The organism is Thermococcus thermotolerans (assembly GCF_024707485.1).
In the GTDB taxonomy this organism is placed as follows: Archaea; Methanobacteriota_B; Thermococci; order Thermococcales; family Thermococcaceae; genus Thermococcus; species Thermococcus thermotolerans.
The window spans coordinates 978,955-995,149 of the sequence record NZ_CP102602.1 but is presented as its reverse complement, the minus strand read 5'-3'; the positions used below and the strand labels follow the sequence as shown (position 1 = coordinate 995,149).

The window sequence follows — 16,195 nt, the reverse complement described above, 5'->3', positions numbered from 1 at the left end:
CAGCATGCTTGCTAGTCGTCATCGCCCGTAACCCGTTAAAATCACTCCCTTTTAAACCTATGCGGGCAAAGGTTTTTTACGACAACCATTCATCATCCAAATGGTGGTTCACATGATTCGCGCATCCGAACGGGCCATGGGCATCGAATACGCCATAAGGGACGTTGTTCTCCCGGCGAGGGAACTTGAAAAGAAGGGAATAAAGGTAATAAGGCTCAACATAGGCGATCCGGGCAAGTTTGATTTTCAGCCGCCCAAACACATGAGGGACGCGTACTGCAAGGCCATCCAGGATGGGCACAACTACTACGGACCGAGCGAGGGAATACCCGAGCTGAGGGAAGCGATAGTGGAGCGCGAGAGGAAGAAGAACGGCGTTGACATAACTCCCGACGACGTCCGCGTTACGGCGGCTGTTACCGAGGCGTTGCAGTTCATATTCGGCGCCCTTCTCAACCCCGGCGACAACATCCTTGTCCCGAGTCCAAGCTATCCGCCTTACACGGGCCTCGTCAGGTTCTACGGCGGCATTGCCAACGAGTACCTCACGGTGGAGGAGAACGGCTGGCAGCCGGATATCGACGACATGAGGAAGAAGATAGACGAGAGGACAAAGGCCATAGCGGTCATCAACCCGAACAACCCAACGGGAGCGCTCTACGAGAAGAAGACGATTAAGGAGATACTCGACCTCGCCGGTGAATACGACCTGCCCGTGATAAGCGACGAGATATACGACCTCATGACATATGAGGGGAAGCACGTCTCCCCGGGTTCGCTCACGAAGGACGTCCCGGTCATAGTAATGAACGGTATGTCAAAGGTTTACTTCGCCACCGGCTGGCGTCTCGGCTATTTCTACTACGTTGACCCCGAGAACAGGCTCGCCGAGGTCAGGGAGGCTATAGACAAGATGGCCAGGATAAGGCTGTGCCCCAACACCCCGGCCCAGTTCGCCGCTATAGCGGGCCTGACGGGCCCGATGGATTACCTTGAGGAGTATATGGCCAAGCTCAAGGAGAGGAGGGACTACATCTACAAGCGCCTAAGTGAGATTCCAGGGATAAGCACCACCAAGCCTCAGGGAGCATTCTACATCTTCCCGAGGATAGAGGAGCGCTCCAAGTGGAAGAGCGACAAGGACTTCGTTCTGGATGCCCTCCATGAGGCCCACGTGCTCTTCGTCCACGGCTCCGGCTTTGGCTACGCCGGCGAGTGGCACTTCAGGGCAGTCTTCCTGCCGCCGGTTGAGATACTTGAGGAGGCTATGAACAATTTCGAGGCATTTATGAGGAGGAGGCTTTCTGAGTGAACTCTTGTCTTTTCTCTCCTGGCTTTTTTCTTCTCCAAGCCTCGCCCTTCAGGGCTGGGGGAGATCAGAACCATTAAAAAGAGAGATCAGCCGCCGGAAACGACCGGAATAACCTCAACGTAGTCGCCGTCATTCACGTTCTCGTCTTCAAGTGCTACCCTTCCGTTGAGCTTTGCTATAGCGCTTTCGGTGTTGAATCCGACCTCACGGAGAACGTCTGCGACCCTCATGCCCTTCTGCCACTCGATTTCCTTCTCTATTCCCCTTCCAAGGACCTTTACCCTGATCATCTCTCACCACCGAAAGGTGATACTTTCAGGTCTTTATAAAATCTCCCGGCCAATGCGCTTATGCTCCCTTCGGGCTGAGCGGTTGGCCCGGCACTGAGCGGTGTGGAGGGCCACCACTCCTGAGGCCAGCAAGCTTTGCTTGTGCAAAGCTTGACCAAAACGACTTAACTGTTTAAAAAGGAGTAGTCAAAAGTCGGCATGCTTCTTCAGGAGTTGCCTTTGAAAGGGGTTTGCACTCACGCCGGGCGATTTACGGAGTGTTTGCTTTAAAACAGCGCCCGAAGGGCGCTCAAGCATAGAAAACACGCTTGAAATTGCCAGTTGGAAGTCAAACCCCTCCAAAGAGCCCAGCACAAAAAGCATGCCAAACTTTGATGCATCTCTATCGATCAACTTTGCCCAGCAAAGTTTCCCAACGCAGGGTGAAAACCCCGCATCGGAGGGTTTGAGAGTACGGAGCAAGCTTTAACAAAGCTTGACTAAAAAAGTTCCTTTTCTATTGAACGGTTGTAGGATAAAGCGTGCACTCTAAAACTTGCCTATGGGGGTTTAACTTTAAAACAGGTCACCAATTAGGTCCCACGCTTATTCTGGCGTCCTTCGGACGCCTTGAGAGGGTGAAACGCGGTAGAACGGCTAATTAGAGAGTAAACCACTTGAAAAACAAGTACTTTTAGAAAAGCACGCCATCTTTCCGTCAACGCTTTCGTTAGAAAGGGTTGATGTGGAGCCGGGACCGGGATTTGAACCCGGGTGGAAGGGATCTGCAGTCCCTCGCCTCGCCTCTAGGCTATCCCGGCATTTGACCCGAAGAAAGATGCTGGCGCCGCGGAGGGGATTTGAACCCCTGTGGGCAACGCCCACCGGCTTAGCAGGCCGGCGCCCTACCAGGCTAGGCTACCGCGGCACTTCAATGTCCGAGTTATATGAGCCGGAGAGGGTTTTTAAGTTTTTTGGAACTTCCCCGCCATCGGCAAACCATAAATACCTTCCCGCGTACCTATTCCCAATGAGTGCCCCACCCTTTAACTCAAAACTATGTGCGGTATGCAAGGGGAGGAAGCTCCTCTGCGGCAGGCCGACCTGTCCCATTCTTGAGCGTTTCAGGGTAGCCCGCACCGTCGAACAGAGGCTGAACAAACGCCACCTCTTTGGCTCTTCTCCTCCAAGCATCTTTGTCGGCGAGTACGGCTATCCTAAGGTTCGCATAGGGCCGCTCGTGCCTCCGATTGAGGGCAACACCAGCCACCTCGACAGCCCCATGAAGTGGGAGGATAAAACGATAAAGGACATCCTCTACTACCGCTCGCTTCTCGTCATGGGTGAGACTAAGGCCGATGTCCACGTGAGGAGGAGCGGGAGAATCCTCGGCGAGGTTCAGGAGCTGGCGATGTCGATAAGGCCAGTTGATAGTGAGATTCTCCTCAAGAGGAAGCCCGTCCTCAAAGTCCTTCCCAGTGAATTTGCGCCTCCCATCGGACCGAAGGCCGAACTCCTCGATTTTGAGCTCACCGAGAACCCCAGAATACCGAGAAGAACCGACTACGTGGTGAGCGATGAGCTGAAGGCGGAAGCGGCGATAATGAGCCTCTACAACTGGGGCTTCGACGAGTACTACATCATAAGACTTCTCTCGGCTGGACTTCTCGGGGTAGACAAAAAGCTCGTCCCAACGAGGTGGAGCATCACTGCCGTTCAGGACACCATAGGTAAAAACCTGAGGCGCGAGATTCTCCGCTATCCAGAGATTAACGACTACGAGGTCTACTTCTACCGATTCCTTGGAAACCGTTACGCTGTTCTCCTGATGCCGGAGAGCTATGCCTTCGAGCTTCTGGAGGTATGGCTGAAGGGCTCCCTCTTTGGGGCTGGCGAGCCCAGCGTTATTCATGACTACGAGGACTTCCGGGGAAGAAAGGAGTACGTGAAAGAAACAGCCGGAGCTTATCACGCCGCAAGGCTGAGCGTCCTTGAGGCACTCCGCGTGAGAAGGAGACAGGCGAGGATAGTGGTTTTCCGCGAGGTCACGCCGGAGTACTACGCCCCTGTTGGGGTCTGGCAGATAAGACTGGGCGTTAAAAAGGCTATGAACAACCTGACAGGCCGCTTTGAGACGCTTAACGAGGCTTTAGAAGTCGTTAGGAGGCGTCTTGAACACCCCTTCGAGAGATGGCTGGAGAGGAGCTACATCCTCGGAAGCCTCGCGAGGCAGAAAACCCTGGACGAGTGGCTCGGAAAGAATATATACCGCCTCGGCGGAGAGAATCCAGGTGGATGACGAGCACTCCATCCCACTGAGAGATGATGACTGCACGTCAGGCCGACACCGGTTGGAGGTGATAACGTGGAAGGGGTTGACGTTGTTAGGGAACTCATGAGGATTGAGAAAAAGCTTGAGCATATAGAGCAACTCCTGAACGAGTTGCTTGAGCGGGGGGAGAGCTACGCTCTAATGAAACTCTCGGAGGAATCGCTAAAGGAGTTCCTTGAGGACGAACCTGACCTTTATTCTGAGAGAGACCTAAAGGTGAGATACAGATGAAAGGAAATATAGTTCTCGTACCGTTCCCATTTACAAGCCTAAAGGGCACTAAACTTCGCCCTGCCCTTGTGCTGTTTGAAGACAGAAACGATGTTACACTTGCCTTTATCTCCTCAAGGGTTGAGCACTATAATCCCAAAACTGATGTTCTGATTGAACAGGTTCATCCTGAGTTCCACCTAACTGGTCTTAAGGTCTCATCTTTTGTTCGGCTCACAAAGATAACGACAGTTCAGAAGGATATCCTTATCGGAGAGCTCGGAGAACTTGGGCCGCTCCTCAGAAAAGAGATAAGCCAAAAGATATGTTCGCTTTTGGGGTTTAAACCATGAGAAAGAAGCTCGCCCTCATAAGTCTCGACGGGAACGGGGTTTACAATCTGAAGCACATGCCATTCCTGAGCGAGTTAGCTGAGAGCGGGAGCTTTACCGTGGTCGATTCCATCTTCCCGACGCTCACAGACTTAGTTCACACCAGCGTGATAACTGGCGTCTGGCCCAAAGACCACGGCGTCGTCGAGAACGGCTACTATGACCGCCTCACTGACAGGAAGGTCAACTTCTACGACTACGAAATAGCGTTCAATCCGCACAAAGTCATCAAGGCTCCAACAATCGTTGATATCCTCCGGCAGAAAGGTATCAGAACCGCCAGCGTTTCAGGTTATACTATGCCCCCCTTCAGCGGAACCGACGTGAGGATTTTTCCCCCGTTCTTCGCGAGCGACAAGATGTACAGGCAGCACGGCCGGGACTGGAGGAAGGACGTCTGGGTTCTCAACTCGGCCCTCTACCTCTACGAGGAATGTAAGCCGGATTTGCTCCTCGTCCACTTCGCCTCGATTGACGGGATGAGTCATGACCACGGGCCTTTGAGCGAAGGTGCACTTAAAGCTGTCGAAACCGTTGATACTGCCGTGAGAACCCTCTGGGAGAGACTGAAGAACGAGTACGCCTTCATAATCTTCTCCGACCACGGGCAGGAAAGCGTGCACACCTGGGTGAACCTGAAGGTTTACCTGAGAAAGCACGGCATCGAGACGCTGAGGGTTTCTTCAGGCGGTGGAGTTCACGTCTACCTGAGAAACCCGAACGAGGCAGAGGAGGCCTTTGAAATCCTCAGAAAGGCACCCGGCGTTGGTGCGGTTTTCTTCCGGGAGGATTTGGAGCACCTCAACAGCCCGAACAGCGGTGAGCTGATAGTCTCGGCCAGGCCAGGCTACTGGTTCTGCTCGCATAGAATGTGCAAGGGAGTAAAGGGAGTAAGCCACTGGGTTAAAGGCATGCACGGCTCGATGAACGAGCCCGTCCTCAAGGTTCCGCTGATCCTCTGGGGATTCGAAAAGGCAGACGATTTTGACGAGCCGAGTCTCATGGACATCGCGCCGACTGTGCTTAGGTTCTTCGGGATAGAAAAACCGGGGAACATGGTGGGGAGGAGTTTGGTTTAGAAAATCCTTTTCACATCCATCCTATCAAAGTCCCTATCGCTTGAGAGAATTGTCCTTACCCCATGGACTTTCATGGTGGTGTAATGAATAGCATCGTCAAAATCAAGCTTCTCGCATCTTTCAGCCTCTCTCAATATGTCGAAGGTTAGAGGAACTACCTCGATTCCAAGGTTTGGGAGTATATCTGCTATATCGACCTTTGCTTTCTGTCTTCGAAACAATATGTGAAGTTGCCAGACCGTCAGTGCCGAAGTTATTAATCTTCCGCTGTATCTCTCAAGCAGTTCCTTCGCTCGTTCTCCAAATTCTCCGTTGGCGGTGAGGAAATAATAAAGGACGTTCACGTCAACGTAGGCCTTCACAGCTCATCCCTCAGAAGCTTTTCCGTTTCCTCTTCAATCAGCCGGTCAATCTCTTCCGGGCTAAGATTCTCACCCCTGAATATTCCATAGTACTTCCCAATCCTTTTGCGAACGGGAATAAGGACTATCTCGTCTCCCCTTTCCTCAACGTAGAATGAAGTCACTCCGAATTTCTTCCTGAGTGAGGCGGGAAGGTATATCCTGCCGTTCTTATCCACTTTGACGATTTCGGCTGTCATGTTAAATTGTTTAAATTTGGAAAATAAATAGTTTTTGGTATGTATGAATAGTCCCGGAGCTCCATTTCCCTCCTCCCGGAGGGTATAATATTGGGGAGAAAAGCTCAGAGCCACTCAACCCTAATCCTGTCCTCGACGCTTCTGAATTCGTCATCGCCTGTTAAAAGAATCGCGTTGAGGTCTATTGCGGTGGCAGCGGCAAAAGCATCCGCATAGCTCAATTTATGAAAGGCCTTTATCCTAGCTGCAATGAGGGAAAGACGCTCATCAACATGAACAAATAGAATCGGACTTTTCAGCAAATTGGCTACAACAAAATCAGCGATATCGACCCCTTTTCTGCGTGCTATGGTGTAATAGACCTCGCCGAGGTTTACAACGTTCATATAGACCTCTACCTCCCCCATTTTGGCTTTTCTTAGTAGGTCCCTGACGCGTTCTGCACCCTCTTCGCGAAGAAGATAAGCAAGGAGAGCATAGCTGTCGAGCACTACTCTGTCCACTTCCATTTTCTGGCCTCCAGCTCTTCTTCCTCTGCCCTTACTTCCTTCATGACCTCCTTAAGTGGCTTGTCAAACTTCAGTATTCCCATGAGTTCAATGTCCTTTTTCACCGGAACTATTACTATTTCGTCCCCAAAGTCGAGAACCTCAAGCTCGTCGCCTTCTTTGATGCCGAACTTCTCGCGAATGGCCTTGGGTAAGACTATCTGACCCTTTGAGGAAACTTTTACAGTAGTCATCTTACACTCACCGAAATAGTCTTACTCAAGAATCCTAAAAACCTTCCGAAAAACCTTCCGATAAACGAGACCAGAAAAGCAGAAGGGTAGAAGAAAGCTTCCAGCCCTCAGCGTGAGGACTGGGCGATCCTCTCGATCTCTTCCTTCTTGCTGTAGGCGAAGCTCTTCGGGTCTTTGTTTGCTGCAGCGATTATCTCCTCAGCCAAAGCCTGCGCGTAGCTGGTCTTGTTCCTGTAGCACTTGGCGCTCGCACCGAGGGCGAGGTTCTTGAGGGCTATGTCGAGCCTCCTGAGAGGGGAGACATCAACCGCCATGTGGTAGCGGATTCCACCGAAGGCTATAGTGGTGGTGTCCTCCCTCGGGGCGGAGTTCTCTATAGCTTTTACGAGAACCTGTATCGGGTTCTGCTTGGTTCTCCTCTCGATGATCATAAAGGCTTCCTTGACGACCTCGTAGGCCTTCATCTTCTTGCTCATGAGGGAGCGGTGCTCCCTTCTCATGAAGTGGCCGCCGACCTTGTGACTGCTGGCACCGCTGCGCATGACCTTGTTTATTAGGCGCTCAACGATGTGAACCTGGGCCTTACCGAAGGGCTTCTTGGCGTGTCTGCCATGGCTGTGGGGAAGGATTCTCGCATCGAGGTTGATGTACGGCCTGAGTGAAGGGTCTTCAACGGTAACGTCCTCAACGCTCCATCTACCCATGACCTTGAGCTCCTTGGGCTGGTAAAAGCGCTCGGTAAGTGGCTTGGCCATTCACTTCACCTCCTCGGCTTCTCCTTCCTTCCCTTGACGAGCTCCTTGAGGGAAACCCTGTTCACCTTGACGACCTTGTACCTGATTCCCGGGATATCACCCATGGAACCGCCCTTGGGACCGCCGATTCCCTCGATGATGACCTCGTCGTGCTCGTCGATGTGGTTGATGGCACCGTCACCGGGTGTGAAGGCGGTAACGACCTTACCGTTCTTGATGAGCTGGACACGGACAGCCTTACGCATAGCCGAGTTCGGCTGCTTTGCCTCAACCGCGATCTTCTCAAGGACTATCCCCTTGGCCTGCGGAGCACCCTCGAGCGGGTCGCTCTTCTCCTTGAGGCGGAGGACTCTCCTCTTGTACCTTATGTCGCTCCAGCGGAACTTCTTTCTCTTGAGCTTGAGCTTCCTACCGGCAAACTCTCCATACGGGGCCTTCTTTCCAGGCATGAGCATCACCTCAAATTATGATCACATCGTGGATGCCGTGGTGTCTCTCCATCAACTCTTTCACGAGGTTGATGTTCTGGCCGCCCCTTCCTATCGCGCGCGGCTTCTCGCGCGGGCCTATATCCAGGAGGGCGACCTTCTTACCATCACGCTTCTCAGTGATGTGAACCTTTTTAACCTTAACCCCGAGGCTCTTATAAATGTTCCTCAGGAACTCTTCAGGGTTCTCGGAGTGCTCTATGAGTTCAATGTCCTTTCCGAGCATGTTCTGGACGCGCTTGACATTGGCGCCCTTCTTTCCGAGTGCCAGTCCCATCTCACCCTTCTTGATGACGTAGATCAGCCTGTTCCTTTTGCTGTCTATGAGGCAGTCCATCACTGTCGCTCCGGTCATGCTCTCAAAGAGCGCTATGAACTTTATCTGGTCGGTGTTGAGCTTCAGCGGCATTACTCCTTACCCCCAAGGGCCAGTATTCTGCTCTCGCCGGGGTCTATCACGGCGAGGGCCGAGACGGTGTGCGGCCTTCCTAGGAGGGTTCCGAGCTCAACGCTGGTTCCCTCAAACTCGTAAACCGGTATGCCACTGAGCTTGGCGTAATACTCGATGTCCTCCTTGATGTCGGGCCTGGCGTTCCTCGCGACTATAATCAGCTTGGCCCCACCAATCTTGGCGTACTGGATGCTCTTTTTGGCACCCATTACTATTTTTCCGGTGTCCTGTGCTTTCCTAAGCTCGAATGCAAAGTCAACCATTAACTACACCTCCCTACTCCCTTTTCGGTCTCAGGGGGAGATTCATTGCCAGCTTAACGATTCCCGTACCGACGGGCACGGGCTGTCCGATAAGGACGTTCTCGACGACACCGTTGAGGGGGTCGACCTCGCCCCTCTCAGCAGCCTCAAAGAGGTGCTGGGTGGTGATCTCGAAAGCGGCCCTGGCAAGCACGCTGGCCTTCTCCCCAACTATACCGTGCCTGCCTATGGGCAGTATAACACCGTCGAGCGTCATCATATCGGCGACGAGCATGATGTGCCTGACATCAACTTCAAGACCCTGCTCACGCATGGTGTTGACGATTTCCTCGATGATGGCGTTTCTTGCCGCCTCGATACCGAGCACCTCTGCTATTTCGTGGATGTTGTTCGTCCTGGTTCTCGTCGGATCAACGCCCGGAACCTTGAGGATTTGCTTGAAGTTGGAACCTTCGGTGTAGATGACGTACTCGTCGCCTTCCTTCCTTATGATGGTCTTCCCGACGCCCGAGAGACCCTTAAGGCGGTGCTTTTTAACCTTTTCGGCAAGTCTTCTCAGGTCGGAGAGCTTGCCAACCTTCTTGGGGCGCATTATGACCGTGTAACCGTCGACTTCAAATTCGGCACTCTTGAAGGAGCTTTCCAGCTTCCTCTGGATTCTCTCCATGTCCAGACCGGCCTTTTCGAGCCTCTCCGGGTCGATGTCGACTATGAATTCGAAGTTGAGAATGTCTATGCTGGTCTCCCTCGCGAGGTTCTCAAGGGTGGTTCCCTCAATGCGCCTCGCAACTTCTAAGGCCTTCTCCCTGTCGTAGCGGTGCTTCTCGTCAAGGTAGACTGTCATAATTGGCGTTGACGGGTTCTTTCTGGCATCGACGATCTCGATGATTCTCGGCAGACCGAGGGTGACGTTAATCTCAGCGACACCCGCATAGTGGAAGGTGTTAAGGGTCATCTGCGTTGACGGCTCACCGATGGACTGGGCCGCAACCGTTCCTATCGCCTCGCCCGGCTCGATGAGGGCCCTCTGGTACTCCTTGACGGTCTCGTCTATGATGGCCTGAACCTCGGCCTTCTTAAGCTTGTACTTCTTGTTGTATTCGATGAGCTTGAGGTAAAGCTCTTCCTTGATGTTGTCGGGAAGCTCGGCCTTGTCAACCATGCTCTTGATGGTTTTTGCGGCGACCATTTACCTCACCCCTTCCCCCTCACTTTGAGCAGGGTTTTCACAATGACCCTATCAACGTCCACGGTCTTGCCTCCCCAGCTTTTCATGGGGTCTATTCCGTCCTCACCATACTTGAACTGGACGATGATTCCGGTGGGATCCCTGACCGTTCCGTCGTAGTCAACCTTGAGGTCCTGGAGCGCGTTGATGAGTCTGCGTTGCATGTAACCGCTCTGCGCCGTCCTGACCGCGGTATCAACCAGTCCCTCTCTACCACCCATGGCGTGGAAGAAGTATTCCTGCGGGGTTAGGCCGCTCTTGTAGGAGTTGGTGACGAATCCCCTGGCTCTAGCCCCCAAGTCGTCAGGCTTGAAGTGGGTAAGAACCCTTCCGCGGTAGCCGCGGTAGAGCCTCTTACCACGGATGGACTGCTGGCCGAGCATGGCAGCCATCTGGGTGATGTTGAGCATCTTGCCCCTCGCTCCGGTCTTGGCCATGATGACCGCGTGGTTGTTCATACCGAGGTAGCGCTCGGCGACCTTACCTGCGTTGTCACGCGCCTCTGCCAGAACGGCCATTATGTTGCTCTCCAGAGTCTCTTCAAGGGTCTTACCGGGCAACGGTTCAAGCTCTCCGTTCTTGTACGCCTCGATGAGCCTGTTGACCCTTTCCTCAGCCTCGCGGATTATCTCCTTAATTCTGTCGAGGGCCTCGCTCGGGAGGTCTTCGTCGTCTATTGCAGTGGTAAAGCCCTTGTGGGTTATGACCCATATGGCAAGCTTGGTGACCTGGTCAAGGAACTGCCTCGCCCTCTCGACGCCGTACTCCCTCACTATTAGGTCGAGGAGCTTTCCGTCCTCCCTTCCGTAGGCCTTCTTGTCTATGGCACCGCTGAGGAGTTTGCCGTTGAGTATGTAGGTGAAGCCGTCGTAGGCGAGCTTTCTGACCTCTTCCTCATCGGGAATGAGCTTCTCCTCTATGAGCTTCTCAATAGCCTCGCACCTCTCGGGGTCGTCGCAGAGCTTGTTGCGGTACCATATGGTGAGGTCTTCAGGCAGGAGGAGCGAGAATATTGTCTTTCCGCTCCAGAGCTCAACGCCGTTCTCGACCTTGTCCGGCTTGGGAAGCTCCTCCACGTCAACGCCGGCGAACATGAGCATCTGCTCGACCTCTGAGCGGGTGAAGTAAGCCCCCTCGCGGGTGAGGAGGTATCCACCCGAGATGTGATCCTGGATTCCCGCGATGAGCGGGCCACCGTAACGCGGCGAGATGATGTGGTTCTGAACCTCCATGAGTATCTTGGCCTCTGCCTGCGCCTCCTCCGTCTGAGGCACGTGGAGGTTCATCTCGTCACCGTCGAAGTCAGCGTTATACGGCGGGCAGACGGCGAGGTTGAGCCTGAAGGTCTTGTAGGGCATGACTCTGACGCGGTGGGCCATGATGGACATCCTGTGAAGCGAGGGCTGTCTGTTGAAGAGAACTATGTCGCCGTCGAGGAGGTGCCTCTCGACGGTCCAGCCGAGGTCGAGCTTTTCTGCTATTATCTCAAGGTTGTTCTCCATGAGGCGGATTCTCCTTCCCTCTGGGTCGATAACGTAGTTGGCACCCGGATACTTCTCGGGACCGTTGAGGACCATCTTCTTGAGCTTCTCAAAGTTGAACTCGGTGACCTTCTCGGGAACGGTGAGCTCCATGGCCACTGCTATCGGAACGCCGACCTCGTTGATGCTTATCATCGGGTCGGGACTGATAACGGTACGGGCAGAGAAGTTGACACGCTTACCGCTGAGGTTTCCTCTGAATCTTCCCTCCTTGCCCTTGAGCCTCTGAGCGAGGGTCTTCAGCGGCCTTCCGCTCTTGTGCTTGGCCGGCGGGATTCCGGAGGTCTCGTTGTTGATGTAGGTGGTAACGTGGTACTGGAGGAGGTCCCAGAGGTCCTCGATAATAAGCTGTGGCGCGCCTGCCTCGATGTTGGACTTGAGGCGGTTGTTGATACGGATTATGTCGACGAGCTTGTGAGTGAGGTCGTCCTCCGCTCTGATACCGCTCTCAAGGGTGATGGACGGTCTCATGGTGACCGGCGGGACAGGCAGAACTGTGAGAACCATCCACTCCGGACGGGCCTTCTCCGGGTGCAGACCGAGGAGATGGAGGTCTTTGTCGGGTATCTTCTCAAGCCTGTCTCTAACTTCACTCGGCATCATCCTGTGCTTGTACTCGTTGCCCTCCTCGTCCTTCCTGAGTTCCCAGTAGATGGTCGGCCTCTCGAACTTAATCGGGAACTGAGGAGCTCCACAGTGCGGGCAGACCATTCTTTCCTTGGCCTTCTTGTGTATCTCCTTGATGAGCCTGTCCTTGGCTTTCTTCCTGTCGCCCATGACCTCGAACTTGTGGGTGTACTCCTCTATCTCCTCGTCGGTGAGCTTTATCCTCCCGCACTCCCTGCAGGTGCTCTCCAGAACGCGGTGGATTGTTTTCGCAAATCCGACGTGGATTATCGGTCTGGCGAGTTCAACGTGACCGAAGTGGCCGGGACAGTCCCCGGCACGGGCTCCACAGGTCTCACAGCGCAGTCCGGGGTCGATGACACCAAGCCTCTTGTCCATGAGGCCGCCCTCGATGGGGTAACCGTCATCGTCGTACGTGTCGGGGACGCTTATCTCGGCCGCGCTCATCTTTCTGATTTCCTGGGGTGAGAGGATTCCGAACTCAATACTCCCGATGACCTTTTTCATCGACTGCATGGCGATCACACCCTATCAACTATGTTGAGAGACGGCCTTATTCCCATCGCCTTCAGCTCGTCCAGCAGCAACTTGAAGGCGTAGCTCATCTCAACCTTGCTTATCTTCTCTTCCTCTCCGCAGACCGGGCAGTAGACCTTTCCTCTGCGCTTGTCTTCGAGTGCCAGATGTCCACAGCTCTCGCAGACCCATACCTCGGTCTTGTCGCTCTCTTCAAGGAGACGCTCAATGAGCAGCATCGCAGCACCGTGGCCGATGAGGACGTCACGCTCCATCTCACCGAACCTGAGACCACCTTCCCTGGCCCTACCCTCGGTCGGCTGCTTGGTGAGAACCTGCACCGGACCTCTCGAGCGCGCGTGCATCTTGTCGGCGACCATGTGGTGGAGCCTCTGGTAGTAGATGACGCCAACGAATATATCCGCCTCTAATCTTCTTCCGGTTATGCCGTCGTACATGACTTCCCTTCCGCTGTGCTTGAACCCAAGCTCCTCAAGCTCCTTCCTGAGTCTCTCCTCGGGCTCGCCGATGAATGCTGTGCCGTCAACCCTCCTTCCCTTGAGCGAGGCAACCTTTCCGCCTATGGCCTCAATGAGCTGTCCGACGGTCATACGGCTCGGGATACCGTGCGGGTTGACTATGAGGTCGGGAACGATACCGCTCTCGGTCCAGGGCATGTCCTCCTGCGGGACTATGAGGCCTATGACGCCCTTCTGTCCATGCCTTGATGCGAACTTGTCTCCGAACTCGGGGATGCGCAGGTCTCTCACGGTTATCTTGACGAGCTTGGTTCCGTCACCTGTTTCGGTGATGATGACCTTGTCCACTATGCCCCTCTCGCTCGGCCTGACGGCAACGCTGGTTTCACGCCTCTCCTGGAGGATTATTCCACCGAGACCGCTCTGCTCCTCAAGGAACCTCGGCGGTGAGGTCCTTCCAACGAGGACGTCCTTCCCCTCGACCTTTGACTCCGGGAAGATTATGCCGTCCTCATCGAGGTGCCTGTAGTACTTCTCGCCGAGATAGCCCTGTATCGTCGGGTCGGGAACCTCGAAGCGGTCAGTCTGACCTCCGAGGTACCTCTTCTCCTCCGCCTCGTAGGTTCTGAAGAAGGTTGAGCGAGCGAGACCGCGCTCTATCGAGGCCTTGTTCATGATAACCGCATCTTCCATGTTGTATCCCGAGTAGCTGAGCACAGCCACCACGAAGTTCTGACCGGCCGGCCTCTCCTCAAAACCGACGGCCTTCATTATGCGTGAGTTGACGAGCGGAACCTGCGGGTAGTGCATGAGGTGACCGCGGGTGTCAACGCGGATCCTGAAGTTTGCCCAGCCGAGACCGAGGCTCTGCTTGGCCATACCGGCACCGTAGGTGTTACGCGGAGCAGCGTTGTGCTCAGGATACGGAACGAGTGAAGCGGGGATACCGAGTATCGCGGCGGGCATGAGCTCAAGGTGAGTGTGCTCCTCGGTAACTTCCCACGGCCAGGTTGCAACGTAGGCGTTCTCCTCCTCTTCGGCGTCGAGGTACTCGATGACGCCCATCTTGACGAGGTCGCTCCAGGTTAGGGTGCCGTTCTTTATTCCCTCGATGTGCTCCTTAGTGAGCTTGGGCTGGCCGTTTTCGACTATGATGAGGGGCCTTCTAACGCGGCCATCGTCACTGTTTATGTATATTTCCTTGACCTCCTCGTCCTGGTAGAGGGCAACGTTGATTGCGTCGCTTATCCTTCCGCTTCTCCTGTCGGTTCTTATTCTGTTCACGAGGCTTTCTCCGTCCTCAACGGTTCCGATGAGAACACCGTTTAGGTAGACACGCCAGAGGTTTGGATTCGGCCTCTGTTCCTCTATCGGAATAACCCCGAGCCTGTTGAGATACTCCCTGGCCTCTTCCTCAGGGATTCCGGTGGTTATTTGGGCCATCAGGGCGAGGTTCTTAACGAGACCACAGTTCGGACCCTCTGGAGTCTCGGTGGGACATATCCTGCCCCAGTGGGTACCGTGAAGGTCACGCGCCTCGAAGTGGGGCTGGTCCCTGCTAAGCGGTGAGGTAACACGCCTAAGGTGAGAGAGGGTTGACATGTAGTTGGTTCTGTCGAGAAGCTGGCTCACACCTGTTCTTCCACCGGGCCAGGCGCCGGTCGCTAAAGCGTGCTCAATCCTCTCGCTGAGGACGTCGGGTCTTATCGAGTTTCTCACAAACCTCTGGATGTTCTCGAAGGTGTACCGCTCGCCCTTCCTCTGGTAGGTCTTGGTCATCTGATACTGCATGTCCTTAACGAGCTGGCCGAAGGCCACCCTAAAGAGATCCCTGAGGAGGTCTCCAGCGAGCTTGAGCCTTTTGTTTGCGTAGTGGTCCTTGTCGTCCTCACCGCGGAGGCCGAGGGAGAGCTCCAGAACCTTGAGGGCCATCATGCCGAGGTAGTATGCCTTGGCGCGCCTGTCCTTCTCTTCAACGCCCATGTGGGGCAGGAGGTTGTTGTCTATGATGTGCTGGGCCCTCCTGAGCCTGTATTCCTTCGGCTGGCCTGGGAGGGCGAGCTTGCCTATGTAGTCGAGAGCGTCCTCCTGGCTGGTTATGTCGCTCGCGTCCTCAAGGTTGTCGAAGAGAACCTGCTGTATGCGCGGGTCGTCGCTCACAGCCTCGACTATCTCCTTATCGCTGAGAATACCAAGAGCGCGCATGACGTAGACGAATTTAACCGGCCTGGGAACGTTTGGAATGTTGACGTAGAGAATCCCGTCCTTTCTCCTCTCGACGGTGATTAGAGCCCTGTACCCGTGCCTGTAGGAGAAGCACTTGGCTATCACCCTGTTCTGTCTCTGGTCCCTCTCAACAAGGGTCTTGTTCGGGGCGAGGTCTTCGATAGAGACGATGACCCTCTCGGAACCGTTGATGATAAAGTATCCTCCAGGATCTTTCGGGTCCTCGCCGAGTTTTATAAGCTCCTCGTCGCTGAGGCCGTAAAGCCTGCACGCCTTGGACTTGAGCATTATCGGGAGCTCACCTATGCGCACCTCAACGGCTTCCTGGGCTATGCCGTTAACGACGGGGATGAGCTCAAGATACAGCGGAGCAGAATAGGTCAGATTTCTGATCCTCGCGTCCATCGGGTAGAGGGGCTTTCTCTGCCCCTGGGCTTCCTGGAATTCGGGCTCGCCGAGGCGAACCTTTCCAAACCTGACCTCAAAATCGGGGATGTCTGGCTTGATGCCACCGAACTCGTCTATGACCTTCTGCATCCCGTAGTCGATGAAGGCGTTGTAAGAGTCAAGGTGCTGTCTGACGAGTCCTTTCTCCTTCCAGTACGCTTCCATAACGAGCCAGAGGTCGTCAGGAGTAACATCCACAACGGTCGGTCCTCTCGATGCCATAATCTCACCTCGCAG

Annotated in this window: 17 protein-coding genes and 2 tRNA genes; 5 read left to right on the top strand and 14 right to left on the bottom strand. The window is 54.3% G+C overall.

The features are described 5' to 3' along the window. Positions 1-112: 112 nt before the first annotated feature. Positions 113-1,312, top strand: coding sequence for a pyridoxal phosphate-dependent aminotransferase (locus NUS69_RS05685; protein WP_258084980.1), 1,200 nt, complete (start codon positions 113-115; stop codon positions 1,310-1,312). Positions 1,313-1,398: 86 nt separating this feature from the next. Here the strand turns inward: NUS69_RS05685 and NUS69_RS05680 are convergent, their stop codons facing one another. From NUS69_RS05680 to NUS69_RS05670, 3 genes are all read right to left on the bottom strand, one after another. Then, a complete protein-coding gene (locus tag NUS69_RS05680; protein WP_258084793.1) occupies positions 1,399-1,602 on the bottom strand; it encodes a MoaD/ThiS family protein in 204 nt (67 codons plus the stop codon). A gap of 725 nt (positions 1,603-2,327) precedes the next feature. Further along, positions 2,328-2,402: transfer RNA gene (locus NUS69_RS05675), tRNA-Cys, on the bottom strand. A gap of 21 nt (positions 2,403-2,423) precedes the next feature. Further along, a tRNA-Ser gene (locus NUS69_RS05670) sits at positions 2,424-2,509 on the bottom strand. 102 nt (positions 2,510-2,611) lie between these two features. Here NUS69_RS05670 and NUS69_RS05665 point away from each other — a divergent pair. The 4 genes from NUS69_RS05665 (at position 2,612) to NUS69_RS05650 (ending at position 5,594) form a co-directional block, all read left to right on the top strand. Next, positions 2,612-3,880 (top strand): Nre family DNA repair protein, encoded by a 1,269-nt coding sequence (locus NUS69_RS05665; RefSeq protein WP_258084792.1) that lies wholly within the window; start codon positions 2,612-2,614, stop codon positions 3,878-3,880. A 66-nt stretch (positions 3,881-3,946) separates the two neighbouring features. Then, complete coding sequence (locus NUS69_RS05660; protein WP_258084791.1) at positions 3,947-4,144, top strand: hypothetical protein; 198 nt, start codon at positions 3,947-3,949, stop codon at positions 4,142-4,144. Beyond that, entirely contained in the window at positions 4,141-4,476 is a 336-nt protein-coding gene (locus tag NUS69_RS05655) for a type II toxin-antitoxin system PemK/MazF family toxin (RefSeq protein WP_258084790.1), read from the top strand. The genes NUS69_RS05660 and NUS69_RS05655 overlap by 4 nt, the downstream gene beginning before the upstream one ends. Continuing rightward, positions 4,473-5,594: an alkaline phosphatase family protein gene (locus NUS69_RS05650; RefSeq protein WP_258084789.1), complete on the top strand. Its 1,122-nt coding sequence runs from the start codon at positions 4,473-4,475 to the stop codon at positions 5,592-5,594. The genes NUS69_RS05655 and NUS69_RS05650 overlap by 4 nt, the downstream gene beginning before the upstream one ends. On the opposite strand, the gene NUS69_RS05645 is transcribed toward NUS69_RS05650, so the two are convergent. The 11 genes from NUS69_RS05645 to NUS69_RS05595 all read right to left on the bottom strand — a co-directional run bounded on the left by NUS69_RS05645 (position 5,591) and on the right by NUS69_RS05595 (position 16,180). Beyond that, positions 5,591-5,956: a type II toxin-antitoxin system VapC family toxin gene (locus NUS69_RS05645; protein ID WP_258084788.1), complete on the bottom strand. Its 366-nt coding sequence runs from the start codon at positions 5,954-5,956 to the stop codon at positions 5,591-5,593. The genes NUS69_RS05650 and NUS69_RS05645 overlap by 4 nt on opposite strands. Next, positions 5,953-6,195, bottom strand: coding sequence for an AbrB/MazE/SpoVT family DNA-binding domain-containing protein (locus NUS69_RS05640; RefSeq protein ID WP_258084787.1), 243 nt, complete (start codon positions 6,193-6,195; stop codon positions 5,953-5,955). Before NUS69_RS05640 ends, NUS69_RS05645 begins: the two co-directional genes overlap by 4 nt. A gap of 104 nt (positions 6,196-6,299) precedes the next feature. After that, positions 6,300-6,704, bottom strand: a complete 405-nt coding sequence (locus NUS69_RS05635) for a type II toxin-antitoxin system VapC family toxin (RefSeq protein WP_258084786.1) — start codon at positions 6,702-6,704, stop codon at positions 6,300-6,302. Continuing rightward, entirely contained in the window at positions 6,686-6,937 is a 252-nt protein-coding gene (locus NUS69_RS05630) for an AbrB/MazE/SpoVT family DNA-binding domain-containing protein (RefSeq protein ID WP_258084785.1), read from the bottom strand. Before NUS69_RS05630 ends, NUS69_RS05635 begins: the two co-directional genes overlap by 19 nt. Before the next feature lie 107 nt (positions 6,938-7,044). After that, complete coding sequence (gene rpsG / locus NUS69_RS05625; RefSeq protein WP_258084784.1) at positions 7,045-7,692, bottom strand: 30S ribosomal protein S7; 648 nt, start codon at positions 7,690-7,692, stop codon at positions 7,045-7,047. A 5-nt stretch (positions 7,693-7,697) separates the two neighbouring features. Next, positions 7,698-8,141: a 30S ribosomal protein S12 gene (locus tag NUS69_RS05620; protein WP_014788295.1), complete on the bottom strand. Its 444-nt coding sequence runs from the start codon at positions 8,139-8,141 to the stop codon at positions 7,698-7,700. Positions 8,142-8,151: 10 nt separating this feature from the next. Next, entirely contained in the window at positions 8,152-8,589 is a 438-nt protein-coding gene (locus NUS69_RS05615) for a NusA-like transcription termination signal-binding factor (protein WP_258084783.1), read from the bottom strand. Then, positions 8,589-8,894: a 50S ribosomal protein L30e gene (locus NUS69_RS05610; RefSeq protein ID WP_055429056.1), complete on the bottom strand. Its 306-nt coding sequence runs from the start codon at positions 8,892-8,894 to the stop codon at positions 8,589-8,591. Before NUS69_RS05610 ends, NUS69_RS05615 begins: the two co-directional genes overlap by 1 nt. A gap of 13 nt (positions 8,895-8,907) precedes the next feature. Further along, entirely contained in the window at positions 8,908-10,083 is a 1,176-nt protein-coding gene (gene rpoA2, locus NUS69_RS05605; protein WP_258084782.1) for a DNA-directed RNA polymerase subunit A'', read from the bottom strand. 5 nt (positions 10,084-10,088) lie between these two features. Next, positions 10,089-12,806, bottom strand: coding sequence for a DNA-directed RNA polymerase subunit A' (locus tag NUS69_RS05600; RefSeq protein WP_258084781.1), 2,718 nt, complete (start codon positions 12,804-12,806; stop codon positions 10,089-10,091). Between the two features lie 5 nt (positions 12,807-12,811). After that, positions 12,812-16,180 carry a DNA-directed RNA polymerase subunit B gene (locus NUS69_RS05595; protein WP_258084780.1) on the bottom strand — a complete coding sequence of 1,123 codons (3,369 nt, stop codon included), beginning with the start codon at positions 16,178-16,180 and terminating at the stop codon, positions 12,812-12,814. Positions 16,181-16,195 lie beyond the last annotated feature (15 nt).

Coding starts and splice junctions, on each gene's coding strand:
- NUS69_RS05685 (WP_258084980.1), top strand. CDS start 113: ATGATTCGCGCATCCGAACGGGCCATGGGCATCGAATACGCCATAAGG.
- NUS69_RS05680 (WP_258084793.1), bottom strand. CDS start 1,602: ATGATCAGGGTAAAGGTCCTTGGAAGGGGAATAGAGAAGGAAATCGAG.
- NUS69_RS05665 (WP_258084792.1), top strand. CDS start 2,612: ATGAGTGCCCCACCCTTTAACTCAAAACTATGTGCGGTATGCAAGGGG.
- NUS69_RS05655 (WP_258084790.1), top strand. CDS start 4,141: ATGAAAGGAAATATAGTTCTCGTACCGTTCCCATTTACAAGCCTAAAG.
- NUS69_RS05650 (WP_258084789.1), top strand. CDS start 4,473: ATGAGAAAGAAGCTCGCCCTCATAAGTCTCGACGGGAACGGGGTTTAC.
- NUS69_RS05640 (WP_258084787.1), bottom strand. CDS start 6,195: ATGACAGCCGAAATCGTCAAAGTGGATAAGAACGGCAGGATATACCTT.
- NUS69_RS05635 (WP_258084786.1), bottom strand. CDS start 6,704: ATGGAAGTGGACAGAGTAGTGCTCGACAGCTATGCTCTCCTTGCTTAT.
- NUS69_RS05630 (WP_258084785.1), bottom strand. CDS start 6,937: ATGACTACTGTAAAAGTTTCCTCAAAGGGTCAGATAGTCTTACCCAAG.
- rpsG (WP_258084784.1), bottom strand. CDS start 7,692: ATGGCCAAGCCACTTACCGAGCGCTTTTACCAGCCCAAGGAGCTCAAG.
- NUS69_RS05620 (WP_014788295.1), bottom strand. CDS start 8,141: ATGCCTGGAAAGAAGGCCCCGTATGGAGAGTTTGCCGGTAGGAAGCTC.
- NUS69_RS05615 (WP_258084783.1), bottom strand. CDS start 8,589: ATGCCGCTGAAGCTCAACACCGACCAGATAAAGTTCATAGCGCTCTTT.
- NUS69_RS05610 (WP_055429056.1), bottom strand. CDS start 8,894: ATGGTTGACTTTGCATTCGAGCTTAGGAAAGCACAGGACACCGGAAAA.
- rpoA2 (WP_258084782.1), bottom strand. CDS start 10,083: ATGGTCGCCGCAAAAACCATCAAGAGCATGGTTGACAAGGCCGAGCTT.
- NUS69_RS05600 (WP_258084781.1), bottom strand. CDS start 12,806: ATGCAGTCGATGAAAAAGGTCATCGGGAGTATTGAGTTCGGAATCCTC.
- NUS69_RS05595 (WP_258084780.1), bottom strand. CDS start 16,180: ATGGCATCGAGAGGACCGACCGTTGTGGATGTTACTCCTGACGACCTC.